Annotated in this window: 13 protein-coding genes; 3 read left to right on the top strand and 10 right to left on the bottom strand. The window is 57.9% G+C overall.

The genetic code is table 11. The features are described 5' to 3' along the window. Positions 1 to 2: 2 nt before the first annotated feature. The 3 genes from AAC599_RS06270 to AAC599_RS06260 are packed head-to-tail and all read right to left on the bottom strand — an operon-like array spanning position 3 to position 2,972. A complete protein-coding gene (locus AAC599_RS06270) occupies positions 3 to 1,718 on the bottom strand; it encodes an MlaD family protein (protein ID WP_340149552.1) in 1,716 nt (571 codons plus the stop codon). Next, the gene (locus AAC599_RS06265) at positions 1,705 to 2,343 is read right to left on the bottom strand and encodes a paraquat-inducible protein A (RefSeq protein WP_340149551.1); all 639 of its coding nucleotides are present in this window, start codon (positions 2,341 to 2,343) and stop codon (positions 1,705 to 1,707) included. The genes AAC599_RS06270 and AAC599_RS06265 overlap by 14 nt, the downstream gene beginning before the upstream one ends. After that, entirely contained in the window at positions 2,340 to 2,972 is a 633-nt protein-coding gene (locus AAC599_RS06260) for a paraquat-inducible protein A (protein ID WP_340149550.1), read from the bottom strand. The genes AAC599_RS06265 and AAC599_RS06260 overlap by 4 nt, the downstream gene beginning before the upstream one ends. 185 nt (positions 2,973 to 3,157) lie before the next feature. On the opposite strand from AAC599_RS06260, the gene cysD reads away from it, so the two are divergent. Together cysD and cysN are read left to right on the top strand one after the other, a co-directional pair. Beyond that, the gene (cysD, locus tag AAC599_RS06255) at positions 3,158 to 4,192 is read left to right on the top strand and encodes a sulfate adenylyltransferase subunit CysD (RefSeq protein WP_340149549.1); all 1,035 of its coding nucleotides are present in this window, start codon (positions 3,158 to 3,160) and stop codon (positions 4,190 to 4,192) included. Beyond that, positions 4,192 to 6,090: a sulfate adenylyltransferase subunit CysN gene (gene cysN, locus AAC599_RS06250; protein WP_340149548.1), complete on the top strand. Its 1,899-nt coding sequence runs from the start codon at positions 4,192 to 4,194 to the stop codon at positions 6,088 to 6,090. Before cysD ends, cysN begins: the two co-directional genes overlap by 1 nt. 3 nt (positions 6,091 to 6,093) lie before the next feature. On the opposite strand, the gene rfbA is transcribed toward cysN, so the two are convergent. Beyond that, a complete protein-coding gene (gene rfbA, locus AAC599_RS06245) occupies positions 6,094 to 6,963 on the bottom strand; it encodes a glucose-1-phosphate thymidylyltransferase RfbA (RefSeq protein ID WP_340149547.1) in 870 nt (289 codons plus the stop codon). Positions 6,964 to 7,066: 103 nt separating this feature from the next. Then, a complete protein-coding gene (locus AAC599_RS06240; protein ID WP_340149546.1) occupies positions 7,067 to 8,647 on the bottom strand; it encodes an SAM-dependent methyltransferase in 1,581 nt (526 codons plus the stop codon). Between the two features lie 164 nt (positions 8,648 to 8,811). On the opposite strand from AAC599_RS06240, the gene AAC599_RS06235 reads away from it, so the two are divergent. Then, the gene (locus AAC599_RS06235) at positions 8,812 to 12,432 is read left to right on the top strand and encodes a hydantoinase B/oxoprolinase family protein (RefSeq protein ID WP_340149545.1); all 3,621 of its coding nucleotides are present in this window, start codon (positions 8,812 to 8,814) and stop codon (positions 12,430 to 12,432) included. Between the two features lie 12 nt (positions 12,433 to 12,444). Here the strand turns inward: AAC599_RS06235 and AAC599_RS06230 are convergent, their stop codons facing one another. The 5 genes from AAC599_RS06230 to AAC599_RS06210 form a co-directional block, all read right to left on the bottom strand. Continuing rightward, a complete protein-coding gene (locus AAC599_RS06230; RefSeq protein WP_340149544.1) occupies positions 12,445 to 13,851 on the bottom strand; it encodes a multicopper oxidase family protein in 1,407 nt (468 codons plus the stop codon). A 99-nt stretch (positions 13,852 to 13,950) separates the two neighbouring features. Next, positions 13,951 to 14,406 carry a YHS domain-containing (seleno)protein gene (locus AAC599_RS06225; RefSeq protein WP_340149543.1) on the bottom strand — a complete coding sequence of 152 codons (456 nt, stop codon included), beginning with the start codon at positions 14,404 to 14,406 and terminating at the stop codon, positions 13,951 to 13,953. A 70-nt stretch (positions 14,407 to 14,476) separates the two neighbouring features. Then, the gene (gene metH / locus AAC599_RS06220; protein WP_340149542.1) at positions 14,477 to 18,184 is read right to left on the bottom strand and encodes a methionine synthase; all 3,708 of its coding nucleotides are present in this window, start codon (positions 18,182 to 18,184) and stop codon (positions 14,477 to 14,479) included. A gap of 32 nt (positions 18,185 to 18,216) precedes the next feature. After that, positions 18,217 to 19,146, bottom strand: a complete 930-nt coding sequence (gene metF, locus AAC599_RS06215) for a methylenetetrahydrofolate reductase [NAD(P)H] (protein WP_340149541.1) — start codon at positions 19,144 to 19,146, stop codon at positions 18,217 to 18,219. Beyond that, a complete protein-coding gene (locus AAC599_RS06210; RefSeq protein WP_340149540.1) occupies positions 19,143 to 20,102 on the bottom strand; it encodes a metalloregulator ArsR/SmtB family transcription factor in 960 nt (319 codons plus the stop codon). The genes metF and AAC599_RS06210 overlap by 4 nt, the downstream gene beginning before the upstream one ends. Between the last annotated feature and the right edge of the window lie 312 nt (positions 20,103 to 20,414).

Raw genomic sequence — 20,414 nt, 5'->3', positions numbered from 1 at the left:
TGCTATCTCTTTCCGCTGATCAGGGAACTGGGGTTCCGTTCCAGGAAATCGGCAAGGCTGCGAACGGACCGGCTGGCCGCCGCCAGTTCCTGCAGCATGTTCGTCAGATCATATTTGAAGGGGGACCCATCGGCAATCATTCCGTTGACGGCGCCGAACATGCTCTGGGCCGACGCCAGGGTCTGATCGATCTTCTGGACCGCCTCGCGAGTGCTTTCCAGCGTTGCGTCGATGGACGGCAGGGTCTTCTTGTCGAAATTCTGTGCTACGACCCGGACGGAGGCCGCCAGTTCGCGATATTGCGCAATGGTGCTCTGCAACTCGCCGGAATTGATGAATTTATCCAGCCCTTCAACAGTGTTGGTCAGGCTGTTCCCGAGCCGCTCTATCGGGATATTGTCGAGCTTCGTCATCAACTGCGAGATGGAGGTGGTAATGGCTTCAAGGTCCGCCTCAACCGTCGGAATCTCCGGGTATTCCCCGTTCGTTGCGACATAGAGGCCCTTCTTGTCCGGCACCAGGTCAAGATCGACGATGAGCTGGCCGGTCAGGAAGCTGGCGCTTTTGAGCTTCGCCTTCAGGCCCCGCTCGATCAGGTTCTTGATGACCTTGTGGCGGAGTTCCCGGGTTTCCAGAACCGAACGGATCTTCTTGCCGTCATCGGTCAGGCTGATTCGCTGCGGCTCGATTTCGATCAGGACAGGAATATAGTATTTCTGGTTCTCCTCATCGATTTCCAGGCTGATATCCCGGACACTACCGACCTTGATGCCCTTGAATTCGACATTTGCCCCGACATTGAGGCCGCTGACCGAACCGTCGAAATACAGCACATACACGATTTTCTCGGTATAGCGTGCGTCATCCTTCGCCTGTTCATCGTCATAGAGCTTGAACACGTTCCGCGCCTCCGCCGGGAAGGTATTGCGGTAAAGGTCCGCCGTACCGAACTCGATCGCACCGGCAATCAGGCTTTGCAGGGAGTTCGCGCCAAGTTCCACACCGGAGGTCGAGACAGAGACATTGATGCCACCCGCATTCCAGAAATTCGTACCCTCCAGCACCAGATCATCGTAGGGCGCCTCGACAAAGGCATAAACATCAATGGCCTGCTTGTCCTCCGCCAGCCGGTAGCCAAGCACGCTCCCGACGACGAGGCCCTTGTACATCACCGGTGTCCCGCGGTTGATATTGCGCAGCTTGCTGGTAGAGAGGATATATTCCGTCCCCTTGTCATTGGAAGTGATGACCGGCGGCGTTTTCAGACCGGTGAATTTGGTTTTCTTCTCGCCCTTGCCCTCGCCGGGGTCAATCTCGATGAAAGAGCCGGAGAGCAGGGTCTGCAGTCCCGTAATCCCCTGAAATCCGATGGCGGGGGCAACAATCCAGAAGCGCGCATCCTCGGTCAGGTATTTCTCCGCCGACTTATCGACATCGACGATGAGGGAAACCCCTTCATCATTATCGAGGATGTCAATCCGGCTCAGCTGGCCGATATTGACGTCCTTGTATTTGAGCTGCGTCTTGCCGGGTACCATGCCCTCGGCATCGTCAAAAATGATGGAAACTTCCGTGCCGCGACCGGCGATCGCCTGGAAAATCAGATAGGCGGCAACGCCAAGGGCGATCACCGGCACGATCCAGATGCTCATCAGGCTACCGTATCCGCGGCGCACCCGCGCCTCCGGCACCTTCTGTTCGCTATCATCCGTCATCATTTTCCCCCTCTTCATCCCAAATCAAACGCGGATCAAAGGTCATGGCCGCAAACATCGTGATAATTACCACCGCCGCGAAGGCGATCGCGCCGGGGCCCGCCGTGACGGTCGCCAGCGCCTGCAGCTTTACCAGGGCAATCAGGATCGATATCATGAAGATGTCAATCATGGACCAGCGGCCGATAAATTCCGTGAAGCGATAGAGCAATGCCCGCTCCCGCCGTCGCGCCTTCATACCAAATTGCACCGAAATGACCAGAAAAAGCAATGCGGCGATCTTGAAAATGGGCACAAAGACGCTGGCGACGAAGACGATAATCGCGATCACGAGCTGTCCCGATCCGACAAGCTCGATCACCCCGCCCATGATCGTGTTCGTCGTGGACTGGCCGAAGGACACCAGCGTCAGAACCGGATAGACATTGGCCGGGATGTAGAGAACCGCCGCCGCAATCAGAAGCGCCCAGGTGCGCGTCATGCTGTTGATTTTCCGGCTGTGCAGGGCGGCCGCGCAGCGCGGGCATTCGTCGGTGTGTTCACGGATATAGCTGTTCGAGACCAGCATCCCGCAGACATGGCAGGAGATGGCGTCCAGGGATTTCGCCGTTACCGGCGCGGCGCTCATGCCTCGATCTCCCGAAGGCGCGACCATAGTGCATCTTCATCCAGCGTCAGATAGGCCATAACCGTCGCCGCCACCATCAGCACAAAGGCGAACAGCGACAGACCGACGCTGACATCGGCGAAATCCTGAAGCTTCACGAAGGCAACGATAATGCCGAGAACGAAAATCTCCGACATGGCCCAGGGCCGCAAATGGTTGAGCGTGCGGATCTGGAGCTGCGGGCTCGGCGGCACGCGGTTCAGCCGCATCGGCAGCAACAGCGTGATCAGAACCAGCAGCACCATCAGCGGGGCAACGACGCTGGAGACGAAGACGACGATGCCAAGTTCCCAATAACCCGCATTCCAGAAGGCGATGGCGCCGTCTATCAGGCGGTTCGACTGGGACACGCCCTCCATCTCGAAGGTGAGCAGCGGAAACATATTGGCAAGGATGAAGAACATAAGGCCGGTCAGCGCAAAGGCCAACGCCCGGTCCAGGCTGTTTTTATGGCGGACATAGAGCAACGCCCCGCATCGGGTACAGCGTCCCTGCTCCCCTTCCCGGATCGACGGCACCGCATGCACAAGGTCACATTCCGGACAGGCGAGAAACGCGTCGGTATAGGTAAAATCCTGATCGATTGCCATGCCGCCCTTTCCTCAATCGATTTGCGTTTTGACAATAAAGCGCATATGCGGCGCATTCAATTGATTTTCATCATGAATTTTCCCGTATGGGTTTTCGCCTGCCATTGCGGAAATCGCAAACCGGCCCATTGCAACCTTCCGTGCGGGTGCCTATTTGACATTTTACACGGTAAATTTATGCAAAAATGAATATTTCACATTTTTTTACCGTATATTTGGGTTGTTTCTTCTTGTCGCAACCCTCGATATTATGTAAGCCCGTGCACAACAGGCCCGTCGGCGCCCCGGTATTTGAACAGAGACATGACATCATGAGCACATCGCATATGACCCACCTGCGTCAGCTGGAAGCGGAAAGCATCCATATCTTCCGGGAGGTTGTCGCGGAGTTCGAGCGGCCGGTCATGCTCTATTCCATCGGCAAGGATTCGGCGGTGTTGCTGCATCTTGCGCGAAAAGCCTTCCACCCGTCTCCCGTGCCCTTCCCGCTTCTGCATGTGGATACCACCTGGAAGTTCCGCGACATGATCCATTTCCGCGATACCATCGTGAAGGATTACGGCCTCGAACTGCTGGTCCATATCAATGCCGAGGGCGTCAAACAGGGCGTCGGCCCCTTCACCCATGGCTCGGCGCTGCATACGGACATCATGAAGACCGAGTCCCTAAAGCAGGCGCTCGATCATTACAAGTTCGATGCCGCCTTTGGCGGCGCCCGCCGCGACGAGGAAGCGAGCCGCGCGAAAGAGCGGGTCTTCTCCTTCCGTAACGAGGCGCATCGCTGGGATCCGAAAACCCAGCGGCCCGAACTCTGGAACCTCTATAACGGGCGGGTCCGCAAAGGTGAAAGCATCCGCGCTTTCCCCCTCTCCAACTGGACGGAACTCGATATCTGGCAATATATCTATATGGAGGATATCCCCATCGTGCCGCTCTATTTTGCCGCGAAACGGCCCGTGGTCGAGCGGGAGGGCATGCTGATCATGGTCGATGATGAGCGGATGCCGCTGAATGAAGGGGAAACACCGATGATGAAGTCGGTCCGCTTCCGCACCCTCGGCTGCTATCCGCTCACCGGCGCGATTGAATCGACCGCCGCCACCCTGCCCGAGATCATTCAGGAAATGCTCGTCGCCCGTACGTCCGAGCGGCAGGGCCGTCTCATCGACAAGGATCAGGCCGGATCGATGGAGAAGAAAAAGCAGGAAGGATATTTCTGATGAACGACCTGTCCAACGCCGCCACTGCAGAAATCGACGCCTATCTCAAGACGCAGGAACAGAAGAACCTTCTCCGCTTCATCACCTGCGGCAGCGTCGATGACGGCAAGAGCACCTTTATCGGCCGCCTCTTGTGGGATTCAAAGCTGTTGTTCGAGGATCAGCTCGCCGCACTGACCGCCGAAAGCAAGCGCGCGGGCACCCAGAATGGCGACATCGACTACGCCCTTCTCCTTGATGGTTTACAGGCCGAGCGTGAACAGGGCATCACCATCGATGTGGCCTATCGATTCTTCGCGACCGACAAGCGCAAGTTCATCGTCGCCGACACTCCGGGGCATGAGCAATATACCCGCAATATGGTGACCGGCGCCTCCACCGCCGACCTCGCGGTCATCCTGATCGATGCGCGAAAAGGTGTGCTGATCCAGACCATGCGGCACAGCTATCTCGTCTCGCTGCTTGGCATCAAAAAGGTCGTGCTCGCCGTCAACAAGATGGATCTGGTGGACTATGACGAAGCGGTCTTCACCAAAATCCTCGACGAGTATACGAAATTCGCGGAACAGCTCAATTTCGAGGAGATCACCCCGATCCCGGTCTCGGCCCTCAAGGGCGATAATATGATCGGCGCGAGCGACGCCATGCCCTGGTATGACGGACCGAGCGTGCTGGAACATCTGGAGACTGTCCATGTCAGTCAGGGCGATGACAACCGTCCGTTCCGCTTTCCCGTGCAATGGGTCAACCGCCCGAATCTCGATTTCCGGGGTTTTTCGGGCACTGTCGCGAGCGGTAGCATCCGCATCGGCGATCCGATCGTCGAGCCGGCGTCGGGCCAGAGCAGCAAGGTCGCGCGCATCGTCACTTTCGATGGCGACCTCAAGGAAGCATCCAAGGGGCAAGCCATCACCCTCACCCTTGAGGATGAAATCGATATCAGCCGCGGTGACATTCTCTGCGCGACGAAGGACCGCCCGGCGACTGCTGATCAGTTCGAAGCGAAAATCGTCTGGATGAATGCCGAGCCGATGCTGCCGAGCCGGACTTACCTCCTGAAACTCGGTACCGGGACCACCGCCGCCCGGATCAGCAGCCTGAAATACAAGGTCAATGTCAACACGATGGAGCATACCGCGACCAAGACGCTGGAGCTGAACGAGATCGGCGTCTGCAACCTCTCCCTCGACAAGGCGATTTCCTTCGATCCCTATGCCGATATCCCAGAGACGGGCTCCTTCATCCTGATTGACCGCTTCACCAATGCGACGGTCGCCGCAGGCATGATCGATTTCGCGCTCCGCCGCGCCGACAATATTCACTGGCAGTCGGTAGACATCCATAAGGAAGCGCGGGCTGAGCAGAAAGGACAAAAAGCCTCTGTCCTCTGGTTTACCGGCCTCTCCGGTTCCGGCAAATCGACCATCGCCAACCTGGTCGAGAAGAAGCTGCATTCCCTTGGCAAGCACACTTACCTGCTGGATGGCGATAACGTCCGTCACGGGCTTAACAAGGACCTCGGCTTTACCGATGCGGACCGGGTGGAGAATATCCGCCGTGTTGGCGAGACGGCCAAGCTGATGGTCGATGCGGGTCTGATCACGCTCGTTTCCTTCATCTCCCCCTTCCGGAGCGAGCGGCAGATGGCCCGTGGCCTGCTGGAAGAGGGTGAGTTCCTGGAAGTCTTCGTCGATACCCCGCTTGAAATATGCGAGGCCCGCGATATCAAGGGCCTCTACAAGAAGGCGCGCGCCGGTGAGATCAAGAACTTCACCGGCATTTCCTCCGACTATGAACGGCCGGAGAATGCGGAGATTATCATCGACGGCGGCAAAACCAGCCCGGAAGATGCCGCCGACCAGATTATCGCCACGCTGGAGATGCGCGGCTTTATTTAGAAGCTATTTGATGAGATCGAGCAAATACTCGCCATAGCCGCTCTTGCGGAGCGGTTCGGCGAGGGCTGCAAGTTCGTCCGCCGAGATGAATTTCTTCTGATAGGCGATTTCCTCGGGGCAGGCGATTTTAAGCCCTTGCCGTTTCTCGATCGTCTGCACGAAATGGGACGCCTCCAGCAGATTGTCATGGGTTCCCGTATCGAGCCAGGCACTGCCCCGGCCAAGAAATTCCATGCCGAGCTCCCCCTGATCGAGATAGAGGCGGTTGAGGTCGGTAATTTCCAGCTCCCCGCGCGCGCTCGGTTTCAGATGTTTCGCGAAGTCCACCACCTGATTGTCATAGAAATAGAGCCCGGTAATGGCGAAATTGGATTTCGGCTGTTTCGGTTTTTCCTCCACCCCGATGACTTTACCTGTCTCGTCAAATTCAGCGACGCCATAGGCCGTCGGGTCCGAGACATGGTAACCGAAAATGGTCGCGCCTTGCTGGCGGGCTTTGGCGCTCTTGAGCAGTTCGCTGAACCGGCTGGCGTAGAAGATATTGTCGCCAAGGATCAGCGCCGAATGATCGTCACCGATATGATCAGCGCCAATGATAAAGGCCTGCGCAAGGCCGTCCGGCGATGGCTGCGCCTCATAGGAAATATTCATCCCCCATTGCGACCCGTCCTTCAGGAGATGGCGGAAGACAGCCTGTTCCTGCGGGGTCGTAATGATCAGAACATCCCGGATTTCCGCCAGCATCAGGGTCGTCAGCGGATAATAGATCATTGGCTTGTCATAGATCGGCATCAGCTGCTTGCTGACGGCAAGTGTGAGCGGGTGTAGCCGGCTGCCTGTTCCGCCCGCGAGAATAATACCTTTATGTGCCATGTGATCCTGTCTCAATACCGTTTCAGATTGCGTCAATTATGCATAACATAGCATTAACGGCATTGAGTTTAAATTTTCTTACCTCTTTTTTTAAATCAGGAACTTAGGCGGATTTTTCGCACATCCTCCCGCCCGTCAGGCGCGCCATCAAGTCTTTTGCCTGCCGATGACCGGGCTCCCGCACCAACAACCTTTCAAGCACCGGCACGGCTTCCTCCGCGCGGCCAAGCCGGTGTAGGGTATCGGCGACAGCCAGAGCGCCGTCCGCTGTCTGCTCCAGGAATACCCGGTTTCGCGTGAGCACATAACGGGCTTCCTTCTTCGCATCCAGGCCGAGCAGAATCTGCAGAATCAGGATGGCCGGGTCCGCCGTCCGGTCGCAGCGGAAGAAAATATCATCAACCTTTATCAGCTCGGCGATCACGGACTCTTTCTCAAAACTGTTTGCGCCCGGAAGCGCCTTCAGCAAGGCGGCACTGCATCCGCGGAATATCTTGATATCGCCATAGCTTAGCCGGAGGAGCGCCAGAATCCTTGGCAGGCTGTGGGAATCGAAATTCTCCTCCGCCAATTTTTTCAGCATGAAGAACTCATCCGGTCCCGCATCGCGGATATGTTGATTGAATTGATGGGCAAGGTGCCGGGTCTGCCGCCGGCCCGGATTCATCAGAATGCCGGCCATCTCCAGCGAGGATTTCGCATGGCCGGGGGTGAAGAACCGGCCCTTCCGGCTGGCGACATAGTCCGAGATGGCATTGAAATTGACATGCAGCGAATAGGTGCCATTGCGGGCAATTTTGCGCGGCGGCATATCCTGAAGCACCGACAAGGCCGTCGCCCCGAAATCCCCGGCAAGGCAGAACATCGGCCCGGTGGTGAGCGCAGCGAGCCGGTCCAGCGCCGCCATCGCACCCACGGGGAAGGAGAAATTCATACCATCTTTGACTTTCCGGTATTTCTCGAGAATCTGGTTCCAGTCCTCATTCTCATAGATATCTGTCCCGCAAAGCTCCTCGTGATAAACGAAGCTCGTATCCTGGACAATCTCGTCGATTTCCGTGCTGTCTGTCTCGATCCGGTGGCAGACATGCCGCGCCATCAGCTTGCCGTTCACGGCGGTGTAAAGATCATGGGGGATGCTGTCGAACACATAGTTGGCAATAACGGCAAGCGGGTTGGACAGCTTGCCCGGCTCTATCCTTTTCTTCGAGACCAGTAAATCGACAGGATGATCCTTCAGGGCATCCAGATAGGCGAAGTCGAGCACACCCATATTAATAAAGGGTTTGAGCTGCGGATGCCGGCGCCAGTATTTGATCGTCGCCTCGCTGATATCGGTCATCACATAGACCACATCGCGCTTCCGGCGAACCTCCATCTGCTCCTTGGAGAAGAAGAACTTCAAAAAGCCATAGGCAAATCTTCCTGATCCAGCTCCGAGTTCAATGATATAATGCGGCTCGCGCGCATCACCGCTTTTGCGGGCGGGTGCAAAATCCTCAAGAAACCCTTCGATCACCCGGGCGTAGCTTTGCGCGATGAAAGGGTTTGTGGTGACATAGTTCGGTACCATGTTCGGCTGCCAGGCATTGACGCCGAGACGGGAATAATAGCTCCGCTGCAACTCCCAGATCGGCGAGCGGGAGAGAGGCACAAAATTTTCAAGGGTCTCGTCTGTTGTCATGGCGGGTGCTTTCCTGAATTCTATCCGTCCTTTAGAACGCACGACGCCACTATTTCGTGAATACGGGATCGGAGAAATGCCGTTACGGCTTTACGATCGCCTGCGCTGGATGATATGGAAAAGGAAGCACCTCTGCGGCTTAACATCATCAACCGAGACAGCGAATGACAAAATCCACGGATGACATGACAACCGGCGACTGGCAATTCTGGGTCGATCGCGGCGGCACCTTCACCGATCTTGTCGCCCGCACACCGGGTGGCACCATTGTCACCCACAAGCTGCTCAGCGAAAATCCGGAGCAATATGAGGATGCCGCGCTGCAGGGTATCCGTGACCTCCTGGGCCTCGATAAATCGGACGATATTCCGGCCGCCCGGATCGATGCGGTGAAGATGGGCACGACGGTCGCCACCAATGCCCTCCTTGAGCGAAAGGGCGAACCCCTCGTGCTGGTGACGACGGAAGGGTTCCGCGACAGTCTCCGCATCGGATACCAGACACGGCCGAAGCTCTTCGCGCTCAATATCGAACTGCCCGAGATGCTCTATGAGCGCGTGATCGAAGTGCCCGAGCGGCTGGGCGCGACCGGTGAAGTCATCCATGCCCTTGATGCCGAGGTCGCCCGGAAAAGCCTGCAGGCCGCCTATGATGAGGGCTTGCGCGCCTGCGCCGTTGTCTTCATGCATGGTTACCGTTATCCCGATCATGAAAAGAAGGTGGCAGAAATTGCGGCAGAGATCGGCTTTACGCAGGTCTCCACCAGCCACGGGACCAGCCCGCTGATGAAGCTGGTCAGCCGCGGCGACACCACGGTCGTCGATGCCTATCTCTCCCCCATCCTCCGGCGCTATGTCGACCGGGTGGCGTCCGAGCTTGGCGATACCCGCCTGATGTTCATGCAGTCGAACGGCGGGCTGACGGACGCGCATTTTTTCCAGGGAAAAGACGCCATTCTCTCCGGTCCCGCAGGTGGCGTGGTCGGTATGGTCCAGACATCGGCCATGGCCGGGTTCGATAAGGTGATCGGCTTCGACATGGGCGGCACCTCCACCGATGTGTCCCATTACGGCGGCGAGTATGAGCGCACCTTCGAGACCGAGGTCGCCGGAGTGCGCATGCGCGCGCCGATGATGCTGATCAACACGGTGGCGGCGGGCGGCGGCTCGATCCTCGAATTCGACGGCGCCCGATACAAGGTCGGCCCGGACAGCGCCGGGGCCAACCCCGGTCCGGCCTGTTACCGCAAGGGCGGTCCGCTGACGGTCACCGACTGCAATGTCATGCTCGGCAAGCTCGCACCCGAATATTTCCCCAAGGTGTTCGGCTCCGATGCGGACGAAGCGCTGGATGTGGAAACCGTCCGCAAGAAATTCAACGCCCTCGCCGAGGAGATCAGCGCCGCCACCGGCGATACCCGGACGGCGGAAGAGGTCGCGAAAGGCTTCCTTTTCATCGCCGTCGAGAATATGGCCAATGCCATCAAGAAAATCTCCGTCCAGCGGGGCTATGATGTCTCCGAATATGTGCTGACCTCCTTCGGCGGCGCGGGCGGACAGCATGCCTGCCTCGTCGCCGACAGCCTTGGCATGAAGAAGATCATGCTGCACCCGTACGCGGGCGTTCTTTCCGCCTTCGGCATGGGGCTTGCCGATCTCAGGGTGCTGAAGGAAAAGGCGATGGAAGTCACGCTCGCGAAAAGCGCCCTTTCCGACATTGCCGCAACGCTGGATGCCCTCGCCGAGGAAGGCTACGCCGAAATGCAGGCACAAGGCGCGGAAGAATCCCGCATCCGTGTCGATCGGAAACTCCATATCAAATATCAGGGCTCCGATACGACCATGATTGTCGATGACGGACCGCTGGAAGAGGTGACCAAGGCCTTCGAGGCGGCGCATCGTCAGCGCTTCGGCTTCACCACGCCGGAAAAAGCCCTGATTGTCGAGGCCGCCGCCGTCGAAGTGGTCGGCGTTGGCGACAAGATCGAGGATCCTGCCCTACCGGAAGCAGAAGGCGAGGCCGACATCACCCCCCTCTCCCGCCAGCAGATCTTTATGGGCGACACATGGCAGGACTGCCCGTTCTATGACCGCGATGCCCTGCCTTCCGGCGCGCGCATTGACGGCCCCGCCGTCATCGTCGAGAAAACCGGCACCAATGTCATCGAACCCGGTTGGCAGGCGGAAATGAACCGCCATGGCCACCTCATCCTGACACGGGTGGCGGAACTCACCCGGGAAATGGCGATCGGGACCGAGGTCGATCCGGTCATGCTGGAGATTTTCAATAACCTCTTCATGAATGTGGCCGAGCAGATGGGCACGGTGCTGGAGAAAACCGCCTATTCCGTGAATATCAAGGAACGGCTTGATTTCTCCTGCGCGGTCTTTGATCTGAACGGCGACCTGATCGCCAATGCCCCGCATATGCCCGTACATCTCGGCTCCATGTCGGAGAGCATCAAGGCGGTCATCCGCAAGCACAAGGCGACCATGAAGGCGGGCGATGTCTTCGTGCTGAACGCCCCCTATAACGGCGGAACCCATCTGCCGGACGTCACCGTGATTACCCCGGTCTTCGATCTGGAGGGGAGCGAGGTGCTCTTCTATGTCGCGAGCCGCGGCCATCATGCGGATATCGGCGGAATCACGCCGGGCTCCATGCCACCCGACAGCCGCACGGTCGAGGAGGAAGGCGTCATCCTCGATAACGTCCGGCTGGTCGATGGCGGCCGGCTGTGCGAGACGGAGATCGTCGATATCCTGAAGTCCGGAAAATACCCTTCCCGAAATACCGACCAGAACATGGCTGATCTGAAAGCCCAGATCGCAGCCTGCGAGAAAGGCATTCAGGAGCTCCGCAAGATGGTCGATCACTTCAGCCTTGAAGTGGTTCATGCCTATATGGGCCATGTGCAGGACAATGCGGAAGAATCCGTGCGCCGGGTGCTGGATGTGCTGAAAGATGGCAGCTTTACCTACGCCCTTGATGACGGCTATGAGATCAAGGTCAATATCTCGATTAACAAGGAGGCACGCACCGCCACCGTCGATTTCACCGGTACCAGCGGACAGCATCCGACGAACTATAACGCGCCGCGCGCCGTGACCACGGCGGCAGTGCTCTATGTCTTCCGCTGCCTCGTCGAGAGCGATATTCCGCTCAATGCGGGCTGTCTCAAGCCGCTCGAGATAATCGTGCCGGAAAAATCCATGCTGTCACCGGAATATCCGGCGGCGGTGGTGGCGGGCAATGTCGAAACCTCGCAATGCATTACCGACTGCCTGTTCGGCGCGCTCGGTGTGATGGCCGCGGCGCAGGGAACGATGAACAACTTCACCTTCGGCAATGAAAAATATCAGTATTACGAAACGATCTGCGGCGGCTCCGGCGCCGGACCGGATTTCGACGGCACCAGTGCGGTCCATACCCATATGACCAATTCCCGCCTCACCGATCCGGAGGTGCTGGAATGGCGCTTTCCGGTAACGCTGGAGAGTTTTGAAATCCGGCGGGGTTCCGGCGGCAAGGGCGCGCATAAGGGCGGAGATGGAACCCTCCGCAAGCTCCGCTTTCATGAAGCCATGTCGGCGGCGCTGCTGTCCAGCCACCGCAAGGTCCCGCCCTTCGGCCTTATGGGCGGCAAGGACGGTGAAGTCGGCAAGCAATGGGTAATCCGGAAGGACGGCGAGACCGAGGAACTGGAGGGCCGCGACAAGACCGAAATGGCGGCGGGCGATATCTTCGTTATCCAGACACCGAGCGGCGGCGGCTTCGGGGCCTAGGGAGTTTCGCCGCTAAGTGCTTTTCGGGATCTGCCGGTAGGCCATGGTCGAGAACATTCCTGCCGCCAGATGATAGAGGTTATGGCAGTGAAAAGCCCAGAGGCCCGGGTTCGTGGTATCGAGCGCCACCGTCACCTGCGCCTTGGGCGGCATCATGATCGTGTCGCGCATGGCGCCGCTGATCTTCGTGCCGTTAATCTCGACCACCTGAAAGCTGTGGCCATGCAGATGCATCGGATGCGACATCGGCGTCTCGTTGGTCATAGTGATCTCGACGCGCTGCTGCTCGGAGACCACGGCGGGCATGCCGCCCTGCCCCTCGATCGGCATGTTCCAGATATAACTCGACATCGAACCGGTGAGATGCACCGGGATACGCCGCTGAGTTTTTTTGGCCGCAAGCGGCGCAGCGGCACGGAGCTGCAGTTCCTGTGCGAGCCCGATCTCCGGCCCTTCACTATCCGTCATTGTCGCAATTTTCGCGACCGTGGCCCCCTTCGGCGCCAGTATGATGCCAGAGCGCATCTTGCGCCCCTCGCAATGCGCCAGCACCGCGGCAGCCGATCCGTCGGAGGGCAAGGTCACCATGATATCCGCCCGCTGGGCAATGGCGAGCGGGAAGGTCTTTCCGCTTAAGGGTTCAATCGGATTGCCGTCAACGGCAATGAGGGTTCCTTCCAGAGCGCCAAGATCGATCGTGTAGTTGGAGGAGGCGGACGCATTGATAATGCGGAGGCGCACCCTGCCGCCCTTCTCCACCGCGACAACTTCGGGATCGTCGAGCGTGCGGTCGTTCGCAAGAAACGCATCGAACTCAACATCATTGAGGTCCGGCCCGACCTCCTTGTCGCTGCTCGATCCCATGCTCATCATCTTTTTGGGCTTGCGAAGATTCGCGAATATCTCCTCGGGGCTCGTCCAGGAGAAGTCCTCAAGCAGCAGGACAACCTCCTGCGCGTCCTCCTGCATCGCCGCCTTGTCCCGGATGATCAGCGGCGCCGCCAGCAGGTTCTGTTCCTGCAAACCGAAATGCGAATGCATCCACCGGGTGCCGCTCGGCTTCGGATCATAAAGATAATCCGCGCTCTCTCCGGGGGCGATGGGAAAGGCGGAAAGATACGGCACCCCGTCCTGCTGCCAGGGTTCGTCCATGCCGTGCCAGTGGACAAGGGTGCTGTCGGCAAGTTCGTTCACAAGCCGGACGTTGAACTGCTCTCCGGGGTTGAGGAAAAGGCCGAAGGTGCCGTCCGCCTGCTCAACGCCATAGCGCGTCGCCGCCTTGCCGTCGACCTCGATCTGCCGGGTACGGGCATGGAGCACTGTCTTCGTGCTGGCCTCGGCCACCGGCATCTTCGCGAATGTCGCGCCCGCGGCGATGCCTGCGGCCGTTAAGAATCCCCTGCGTGAAATATCCATCATCTCCGACTCCCTGTGTGGTCGCGCGTCCCACCGCCAGCTACTGGCCCGTCAGCGCTGTACCGATTGTCGAAATACCAAGGGTATATTATCTATTGTTTTCTATTTTTTAGCGAGGAATTTCCGCCAGTTTTCGTCCGCATCCCGGATCCGCTCGGCGATACCCGTCTGTTGCCAGCGGCTGCGCCCGGCGTCATGGCCAAATAGATAGAGCTTGCCTTCATAAATCAGCCAGACACCAGGGTCGATATCGGCAAGGTTGCCCTGGCTCATCTGGTTGGAGCAATAACCGCCATATTGCGGGGCGTAAGCCTCCGGTGCGGCGGCAAAGAGGTCCCGGCTTGCCGCATCCGCAAACCGCCAGGTCGCGCCTTTATAGTCAACGATATAGTCCTCCGCCCCTTCCGCCGGGGTGTTCATCCGGAAATAGGCGGTGCTGTCATAGCCATCGACGGCCAGACCGCCCAGAAAGGACTTGTTGATCTCGTCAAAGGCCGATGCGTTCGCAATTCCCAGAAAAAAGACGGCAAAGCCGACAAGCGCAAGGCGGTTAAACATGGCGATCCTCCCGTTAGAGCGCCACCATTATCCGCGCGCCCATCATCACCTGAAAATCAAATTTGCGTCATCAGCTCGCACGACGCGTCCGCTCATAGGCGAGGTTGGACGCCAGCAGACGTTCCGCCGCATCCGGGGAAATGTCCTTGCGCTTTGCATAATCCTCCACCTGGTCGCGGCCGATATTGCCAACCCCGAAATACCGCGCCTCGGGATGGGAGAAGTAGATGCCCGATACCGATGAAGCGGGCAGCATCGCAAAACTTTCCGTCAGTTCAATACCAGCCCGCTGTTCCGCGTTCAGGAGATTAAACAGGCCGCGCTTTTCCGAATGCTCCGGGCAGGCCGGATAGCCAGGGGCCGGACGGATGCCGCGATAGTTTTCCTTGATCAGCTCCGCACTGCTGAGTTGCTCGTCCTTTGCATAGCCCCAAAGCTCTTTCCGGGTCTTCTCATGCATATATTCGGCAAGCGCCTCGGCCAGCCGGTCGGCAAGGGCTTTCAGCATAATACTGCTGTAATCATCATGGGTTCTCTTGAATTCTTCGAGCTTTTTCTCAATACCGAGCCCGGTTGTCACTGCGAAGCCGCCGATATAATCGGGAATGCCGCTGTCGACGGAGGCAATGAAATCCGCCAGGCAATGGTTCGCCCGGCCGTTCTTCCTGCTCATTTGCTGACGCAGGAAGTGAAAGCGATGTTTCTCCTCGCGCCGGCTTTCGTCCGCATAGACAATCACGTCATCGCCGTCGCGTGCCGCCGGAAACAGCCCGACAACCGCCCGGGAGCTCATCCATTTTTCCGCAATCACCTTGTCCAGCATGGCGCGCGCATCGTTATACAGCTCCGTCGCCGTTGCGCCCACAACCTCATCCTCAAGAATTTTGGGGAAATGCCCGGCCAGTTCCCAGGTCCGGAAAAAGGGCGACCAGTCGATATAGTCGACCAGGGCCGCGAGATCGATGTCATTGAATTCATTGAGGCCGGGATGCAACGGGACCGGCGGCTGATAGCCTTCCCAGTCGATGGCCACCGCATTGGCCCGCGCTTCCGCCAACGTCGATTGCTGATCGGGCCGCGATTTTTTCAGGTAATTCTCCCTGACTTGCTCATATTCAACCTTAATACTGTCCACTAACTCCTTATTATTCTCGTTACTGGTCAACTTTGTTGCAATACCGACCGCGCGGGAGGCGTCGGTCACATAGATGGTGGTGCCATCATACTGCGGCGCGATTTTAAGGGCGGTATGCACCTTCGATGTTGTCGCCCCGCCGATCAGTAGGGGCAGATGGAAGTCCTGCCGCTGCATCTCCGCCGCAACTGTCGCCATTTCCTCCAGCGACGGCGTGATCAGGCCGGACAGTCCGATAATATCGACTTTCTCCGCAATCGCCGTTTCCAGTATCTTGGTATAGGGCACCATCACGCCGAGATCAATCACCTCGAAGTTATTGCATTGCAGGACCACGCCAACGATGTTCTTTCCGATATCATGGACATCGCCCTTGACCGTCGCCATCAGGATCTTGCCCTTGGTCTGGGATTCGCCGCTTTTGTCCTTTTCCGCTTCAATATAGGGGAGAAGATGAGCGACGGCCTGCTTCATCACGCGGGCGCTTTTCACCACCTGCGGCAGGAACATCTTGCCGGATCCGAACAGGTCGCCAACCACATTCATGCCGTCCATGAGCGGCCCTTCGATCACCTGGATAGGGCGCGGGAACTGCAGGCGCGCTTCTTCCGTATCCTCGATGATATAGTCGGTGATGCCCTTGACCAGGGAATGGGTCAGGCGTTCACCCACCGTCCCCTCTCTCCAGGACAAGTCTATGACATTGCTGCGTTTCTGTCCGATGGCCTGTTCCGCTACTTCCAGCAGGCGCTCGGTCGCCTCCTCGCTTCTGTTGAAGACGACATCCTCGATCCGGTTGCGAATATCCTCCGGGATGTCAGAATAAACCGCGAGCTGTCCCGCATTGACAATCCCCATATCCATGCCGGCCTTGATGGCATGAAAGAGGAAGACGGAATGCATGGCCTCGCGCATCGGGTTATTGCCGCGGAGCGAAAAGGACATGTTGCTCACCCCGCCGCTGATCTGGATATGCGGGAGCGTTTCCTTCAGGACTCTTGTCGCCTCAATATAATCGCGTGAGAAATTCCGATGCTCGTCAATGCCGGTCGCGATCGGGAAGATGTTCGGATCGAAAATGATATCTTCCGGAGGAAAATCAACAACTTCCGTCAATATCTTGTAGCAGCGGGTGCAAATCTCGATCATCCGCTCCTTGCTGTCGGCCTGTCCGTCCTCGTCGAAGGCCATGACGACAGCGGCAGCGCCATAGCGGCGCAGCTCCCGCGCATGGGTGATGAACTCCTCTTCCCCCTCCTTCAGGGAGATTGAATTGACGACACCTTTGCCCTGCACGGTCTTGAGCCCGGCTTCCAGCACTTCCCATTTGGAGCTGTCGATCATCAGCGGTACGCGGCTGATATCCGGTTCCGACGCAATCAGGTTGAGGAAGGTTACCATGGCGGACTTCGCGTCCAGCATGGCGTCATCCATGTTCACATCAACAATCTGCGCGCCGTTCAGCACCTGTTCGCGGGCGATATCAAGGGCGGTGTCATAATCGCCTTCCATCACCAGCCGCTTGAACTTGGCGGACCCGGCAACATTCGTCCGCTCCCCGACATTCACGAAACCGGCGACATCGTCCATATAGAGCGGCTCCAGACCGCTCAGGCGGCAGACCGGTTCAAGCTCTGGCAGGCGACGCGGCGCGAATTCTGCAACTGCTTCCGAAATGGCGGCAATATGCTCGGGCCGGGTGCCGCAGCAGCCGCCGACAATATTCACAAGCCCGCTTTTCGCGAACTCCGCCAACTGTTCCGCCATATAGTCCGGCGTATCGTCATAGTCGCCGAGTTCATTGGGCAGGCCGGCATTCGGATGGACGCTGACATGCGCCGTTGCAACATTCGATACGGCCTGAACATGCGGTCGCAAGTCCTTGGCACCTAACGCACAATTGAACCCGATACTGACCGGCTTTACATGCGCCATGGAGGCCCAGAAGGCTTCCGCCGTCTGGCCGGAGAGGGTGCGGCCGGAAGCATCGGTAATCGTGCCCGACACCATGACCGGATGACGGATACCCGTCTCGTCGAAATAGCGCAGCACCGCATAGATAGCGGCCTTGCAGTTAAGGCTGTCGAACACCGTCTCGATCAGGATGATCTGCGCCCCGCCGTCCATCAGGCCACGCAATGCCTCGTCATAGGCCGCGACCAGCTCGTCAAAGGTCACATTCCGATAACCCGGATCATTCACATCCGGCGAGATCGAGGCCGTGCGATTGGTCGGCCCCAGGACACCGGCAACAAATCGGGGCTTCTCTGGCGTCTTCTCGCTCCAGCGGTCGGCGACCTTGCGGGCGAGCGCCGCGCCCTGCTTGTTCAGCTCATAAACCGCACTTTCCAGCTTGTAGTCAGCCTGCGCGATAGAGGTGGAGTTGAAGGTGTTCGTCTCCAGAATATCCGCCCCGGCGGCGAGGAAATCATCATGTATTTTCTCGATTACCTCCGGCTTGGTCAAGGTCAGAAGATCGTTATTCCCTTTGAGGTCATTGGCGACATCCGCATAGGCCGTGCCGCGGTAATCCTCCTCCGTCAGGCTGTAGCCCTGGATCATGGTGCCCATGGCCCCGTCCAGAACCATGATGCGCTTGGCGAGGATCGCTTCAATTTCGATGAAGGCGGATGACTTTTTCATAAAACGGCCTGTTCGTCGGAATTTCAATAATATTAATCGGTTATGTTATCTTTTTGAGGTCTCAGACCAAGCGTGTGACAGACGGAATAGACAAGATCCGCCCGGTTCAGCGTGTAGAAATGAAAATCCCTCACCCCGGCACGCTGCAACTGCAGACACTGCTCGGACGCGACCATTGCCGCGACCAGGTTCCGCGTTGCCGGATCATCGTCCAGTTCCTCAAACAGATGGGTCAGCCAGGCCGGAACCTGCGTGCCGCATTGCTTGCTGAACTGATGGATTTTCGAATAGCTGGTGACGGGCAGGATTCCCGGCACGATCGGAATGGTGATGCCATGGGCCCGCGCCCGGTCAACAAAGCGGAGATAAACTTCCGGGTCAAAGAAAAACTGGGTGATCGCCCGCGTCGCACCGGCATCCATTTTCCGTTTCAGATAGTCGATATCCGCAAGGCTGGAGCGGGCATCGGGATGGATTTCCGGATAGCAGCCCACGGACACCTCGAAATCATGCTTCTTTTTCAGAAACTCGATCAGTTCGACGGAGCCAGAGAAACCGCCCGGATGCGGGGCGAAAGACTGATAACCCTCAGGCGGATCACCGCGGAGCGCCACCAGATGCTTGATGCCGCTGTCCCAATACTGCCCGATAATCTCCTCGATCTCCTCCCGGGTCGCACCGACGCAGGTGAGGTGTGCCGCTGGTTCCAGCGTGGTTTCCCGCCTGATCTTGCTGACCAGAGCATGGGTTCTCTCCCGGGTCGAGCCCCCCGCCCCATAGGTGACGGAGACAAACTTCGGTCCAAGCGGCGCTAACCGTTCCAGGGCCTGCCAGTGTTTCTCGGCGAGCGCATCGGAGGTTGGCGGAAAGAACTCAAAGGAGACATCCACGCGGCTGGAGGGGTTCGCGACCAGCAGGCCGCTGCTTTCCGTTCCCTCGACCGGGATTCCAGACATGATCATGATGCAAACGCTCCTTTGGATTGGGACGCCGCCGCCGGGGCCGCCGTCCAGATATTCACCGTGAGGGGATCACCCTCGAGTTTTCTGAAATCGCCTGGGACAAGCCCCGCCTGCTCGCAGCAGTGCCAGATCTCGGTCTCGGAAAAACCCATATGACGGTGCGCATGGTCCATGCGCAGACTTTCAAGGTCATGCGGCGCGAAATCGACGATTGCCAGAATGCCGCCGCCTTTCAGAAGACGGGCCGCCTCACTGACGGCAGTCGCGGGATTCTCGGCATAATGCAGCACCTGATGAAACAGGATTGCGTCTTGGGTGTGGCTGCTGAAGGGCAGATTATACATATCCGCAAGGCGGACCTGGCAATTGCGAAGGCCTGCCTCCTCGATGGCGGAGCGGGCAAAAGACAGCATCTCGCGGCTGGTATCAACGCCGATCGCATGCTCAACCCGCGGACCGAACAGTTCCAGCATCCGACCCGTTCCCGTGCCAATATCGAGGAAGTCGGCAATTTCATATTCCGCCGTCATCTCAAGGAGGGCCGCCTCGACAGCCTCCTCCGGCACATGAAGGGAGCGGATTTCCCGCCAGTGAGCAGCGTTTTCGCGGAAATATTCTTCGGCGGCAATATTGCGGGCCTTCTTGACCGCCTCCAGACGCTCAAGGTCGCGGGAGACGACCGGGTCAGACTCCGGCACCAGATCCACAAGGGTCCGGGCGAGCAGCGAGGCGCTGCTCTTGGCGGAGAGCCGGTAGTAGACCCAGCTTCCCTCCTGATAACGATCCAGCAGCCCGGCATCGCACAGCAGTTTCAGATGACGGGAGACCCGCGGCTGACTCTGGCCGAGAATCTGCGTAAGCTCACTCACCGTCAGTTCGGAATGAGCACAGAGTACGAGCAGTCTGAGCCGGGTCTCCTCCCCGGCGGCACGCAATCCCTGAAGCAAATTTTCCACGGCAACCTCAATAAAACCAAAAAGTTACATGATATAAACATATCCTTATATCTTTGTACAGTAGAAAAAATGTATAAACAGCGACTTTTTCGCCACAGTGAAACAGGATTCTAAATAGCTGAAAAGACGGCGACTCGCGTTGGTATGGACCTTGTGTTACGAACTAAAGCCAATGTATTTCTGTCTAAGGCTATTGTTTTATTGTCGAAAACAGTTAAACAGGGTTGATAAACAAGGTTAAAGACTTTCGTAACCGTTCCCGGATACAGTGTTCAGCTTATCCGGTCCTTGGTACAGAGTTGGAAAAGAATA

The sequence above is a fragment of the uncultured Sneathiella sp. genome (assembly GCF_963976355.1).
GTDB lineage: Bacteria > Pseudomonadota > Alphaproteobacteria > Sneathiellales > Sneathiellaceae > Sneathiella.
This window is presented reverse-complemented; position numbering and strand designations above follow the sequence as displayed.

Coding starts and splice junctions, on each gene's coding strand:
- AAC599_RS06270 (WP_340149552.1), bottom strand. CDS start 1,718: ATGATGACGGATGATAGCGAACAGAAGGTGCCGGAGGCGCGGGTGCGC.
- AAC599_RS06265 (WP_340149551.1), bottom strand. CDS start 2,343: ATGAGCGCCGCGCCGGTAACGGCGAAATCCCTGGACGCCATCTCCTGC.
- AAC599_RS06260 (WP_340149550.1), bottom strand. CDS start 2,972: ATGGCAATCGATCAGGATTTTACCTATACCGACGCGTTTCTCGCCTGT.
- cysD (WP_340149549.1), top strand. CDS start 3,158: ATGAATATTTCACATTTTTTTACCGTATATTTGGGTTGTTTCTTCTTG.
- cysN (WP_340149548.1), top strand. CDS start 4,192: ATGAACGACCTGTCCAACGCCGCCACTGCAGAAATCGACGCCTATCTC.
- rfbA (WP_340149547.1), bottom strand. CDS start 6,963: ATGGCACATAAAGGTATTATTCTCGCGGGCGGAACAGGCAGCCGGCTA.
- AAC599_RS06240 (WP_340149546.1), bottom strand. CDS start 8,647: ATGACAACAGACGAGACCCTTGAAAATTTTGTGCCTCTCTCCCGCTCG.
- AAC599_RS06235 (WP_340149545.1), top strand. CDS start 8,812: ATGACAAAATCCACGGATGACATGACAACCGGCGACTGGCAATTCTGG.
- AAC599_RS06230 (WP_340149544.1), bottom strand. CDS start 13,851: ATGATGGATATTTCACGCAGGGGATTCTTAACGGCCGCAGGCATCGCC.
- AAC599_RS06225 (WP_340149543.1), bottom strand. CDS start 14,406: ATGTTTAACCGCCTTGCGCTTGTCGGCTTTGCCGTCTTTTTTCTGGGA.
- metH (WP_340149542.1), bottom strand. CDS start 18,184: ATGAAAAAGTCATCCGCCTTCATCGAAATTGAAGCGATCCTCGCCAAG.
- metF (WP_340149541.1), bottom strand. CDS start 19,146: ATGATCATGTCTGGAATCCCGGTCGAGGGAACGGAAAGCAGCGGCCTG.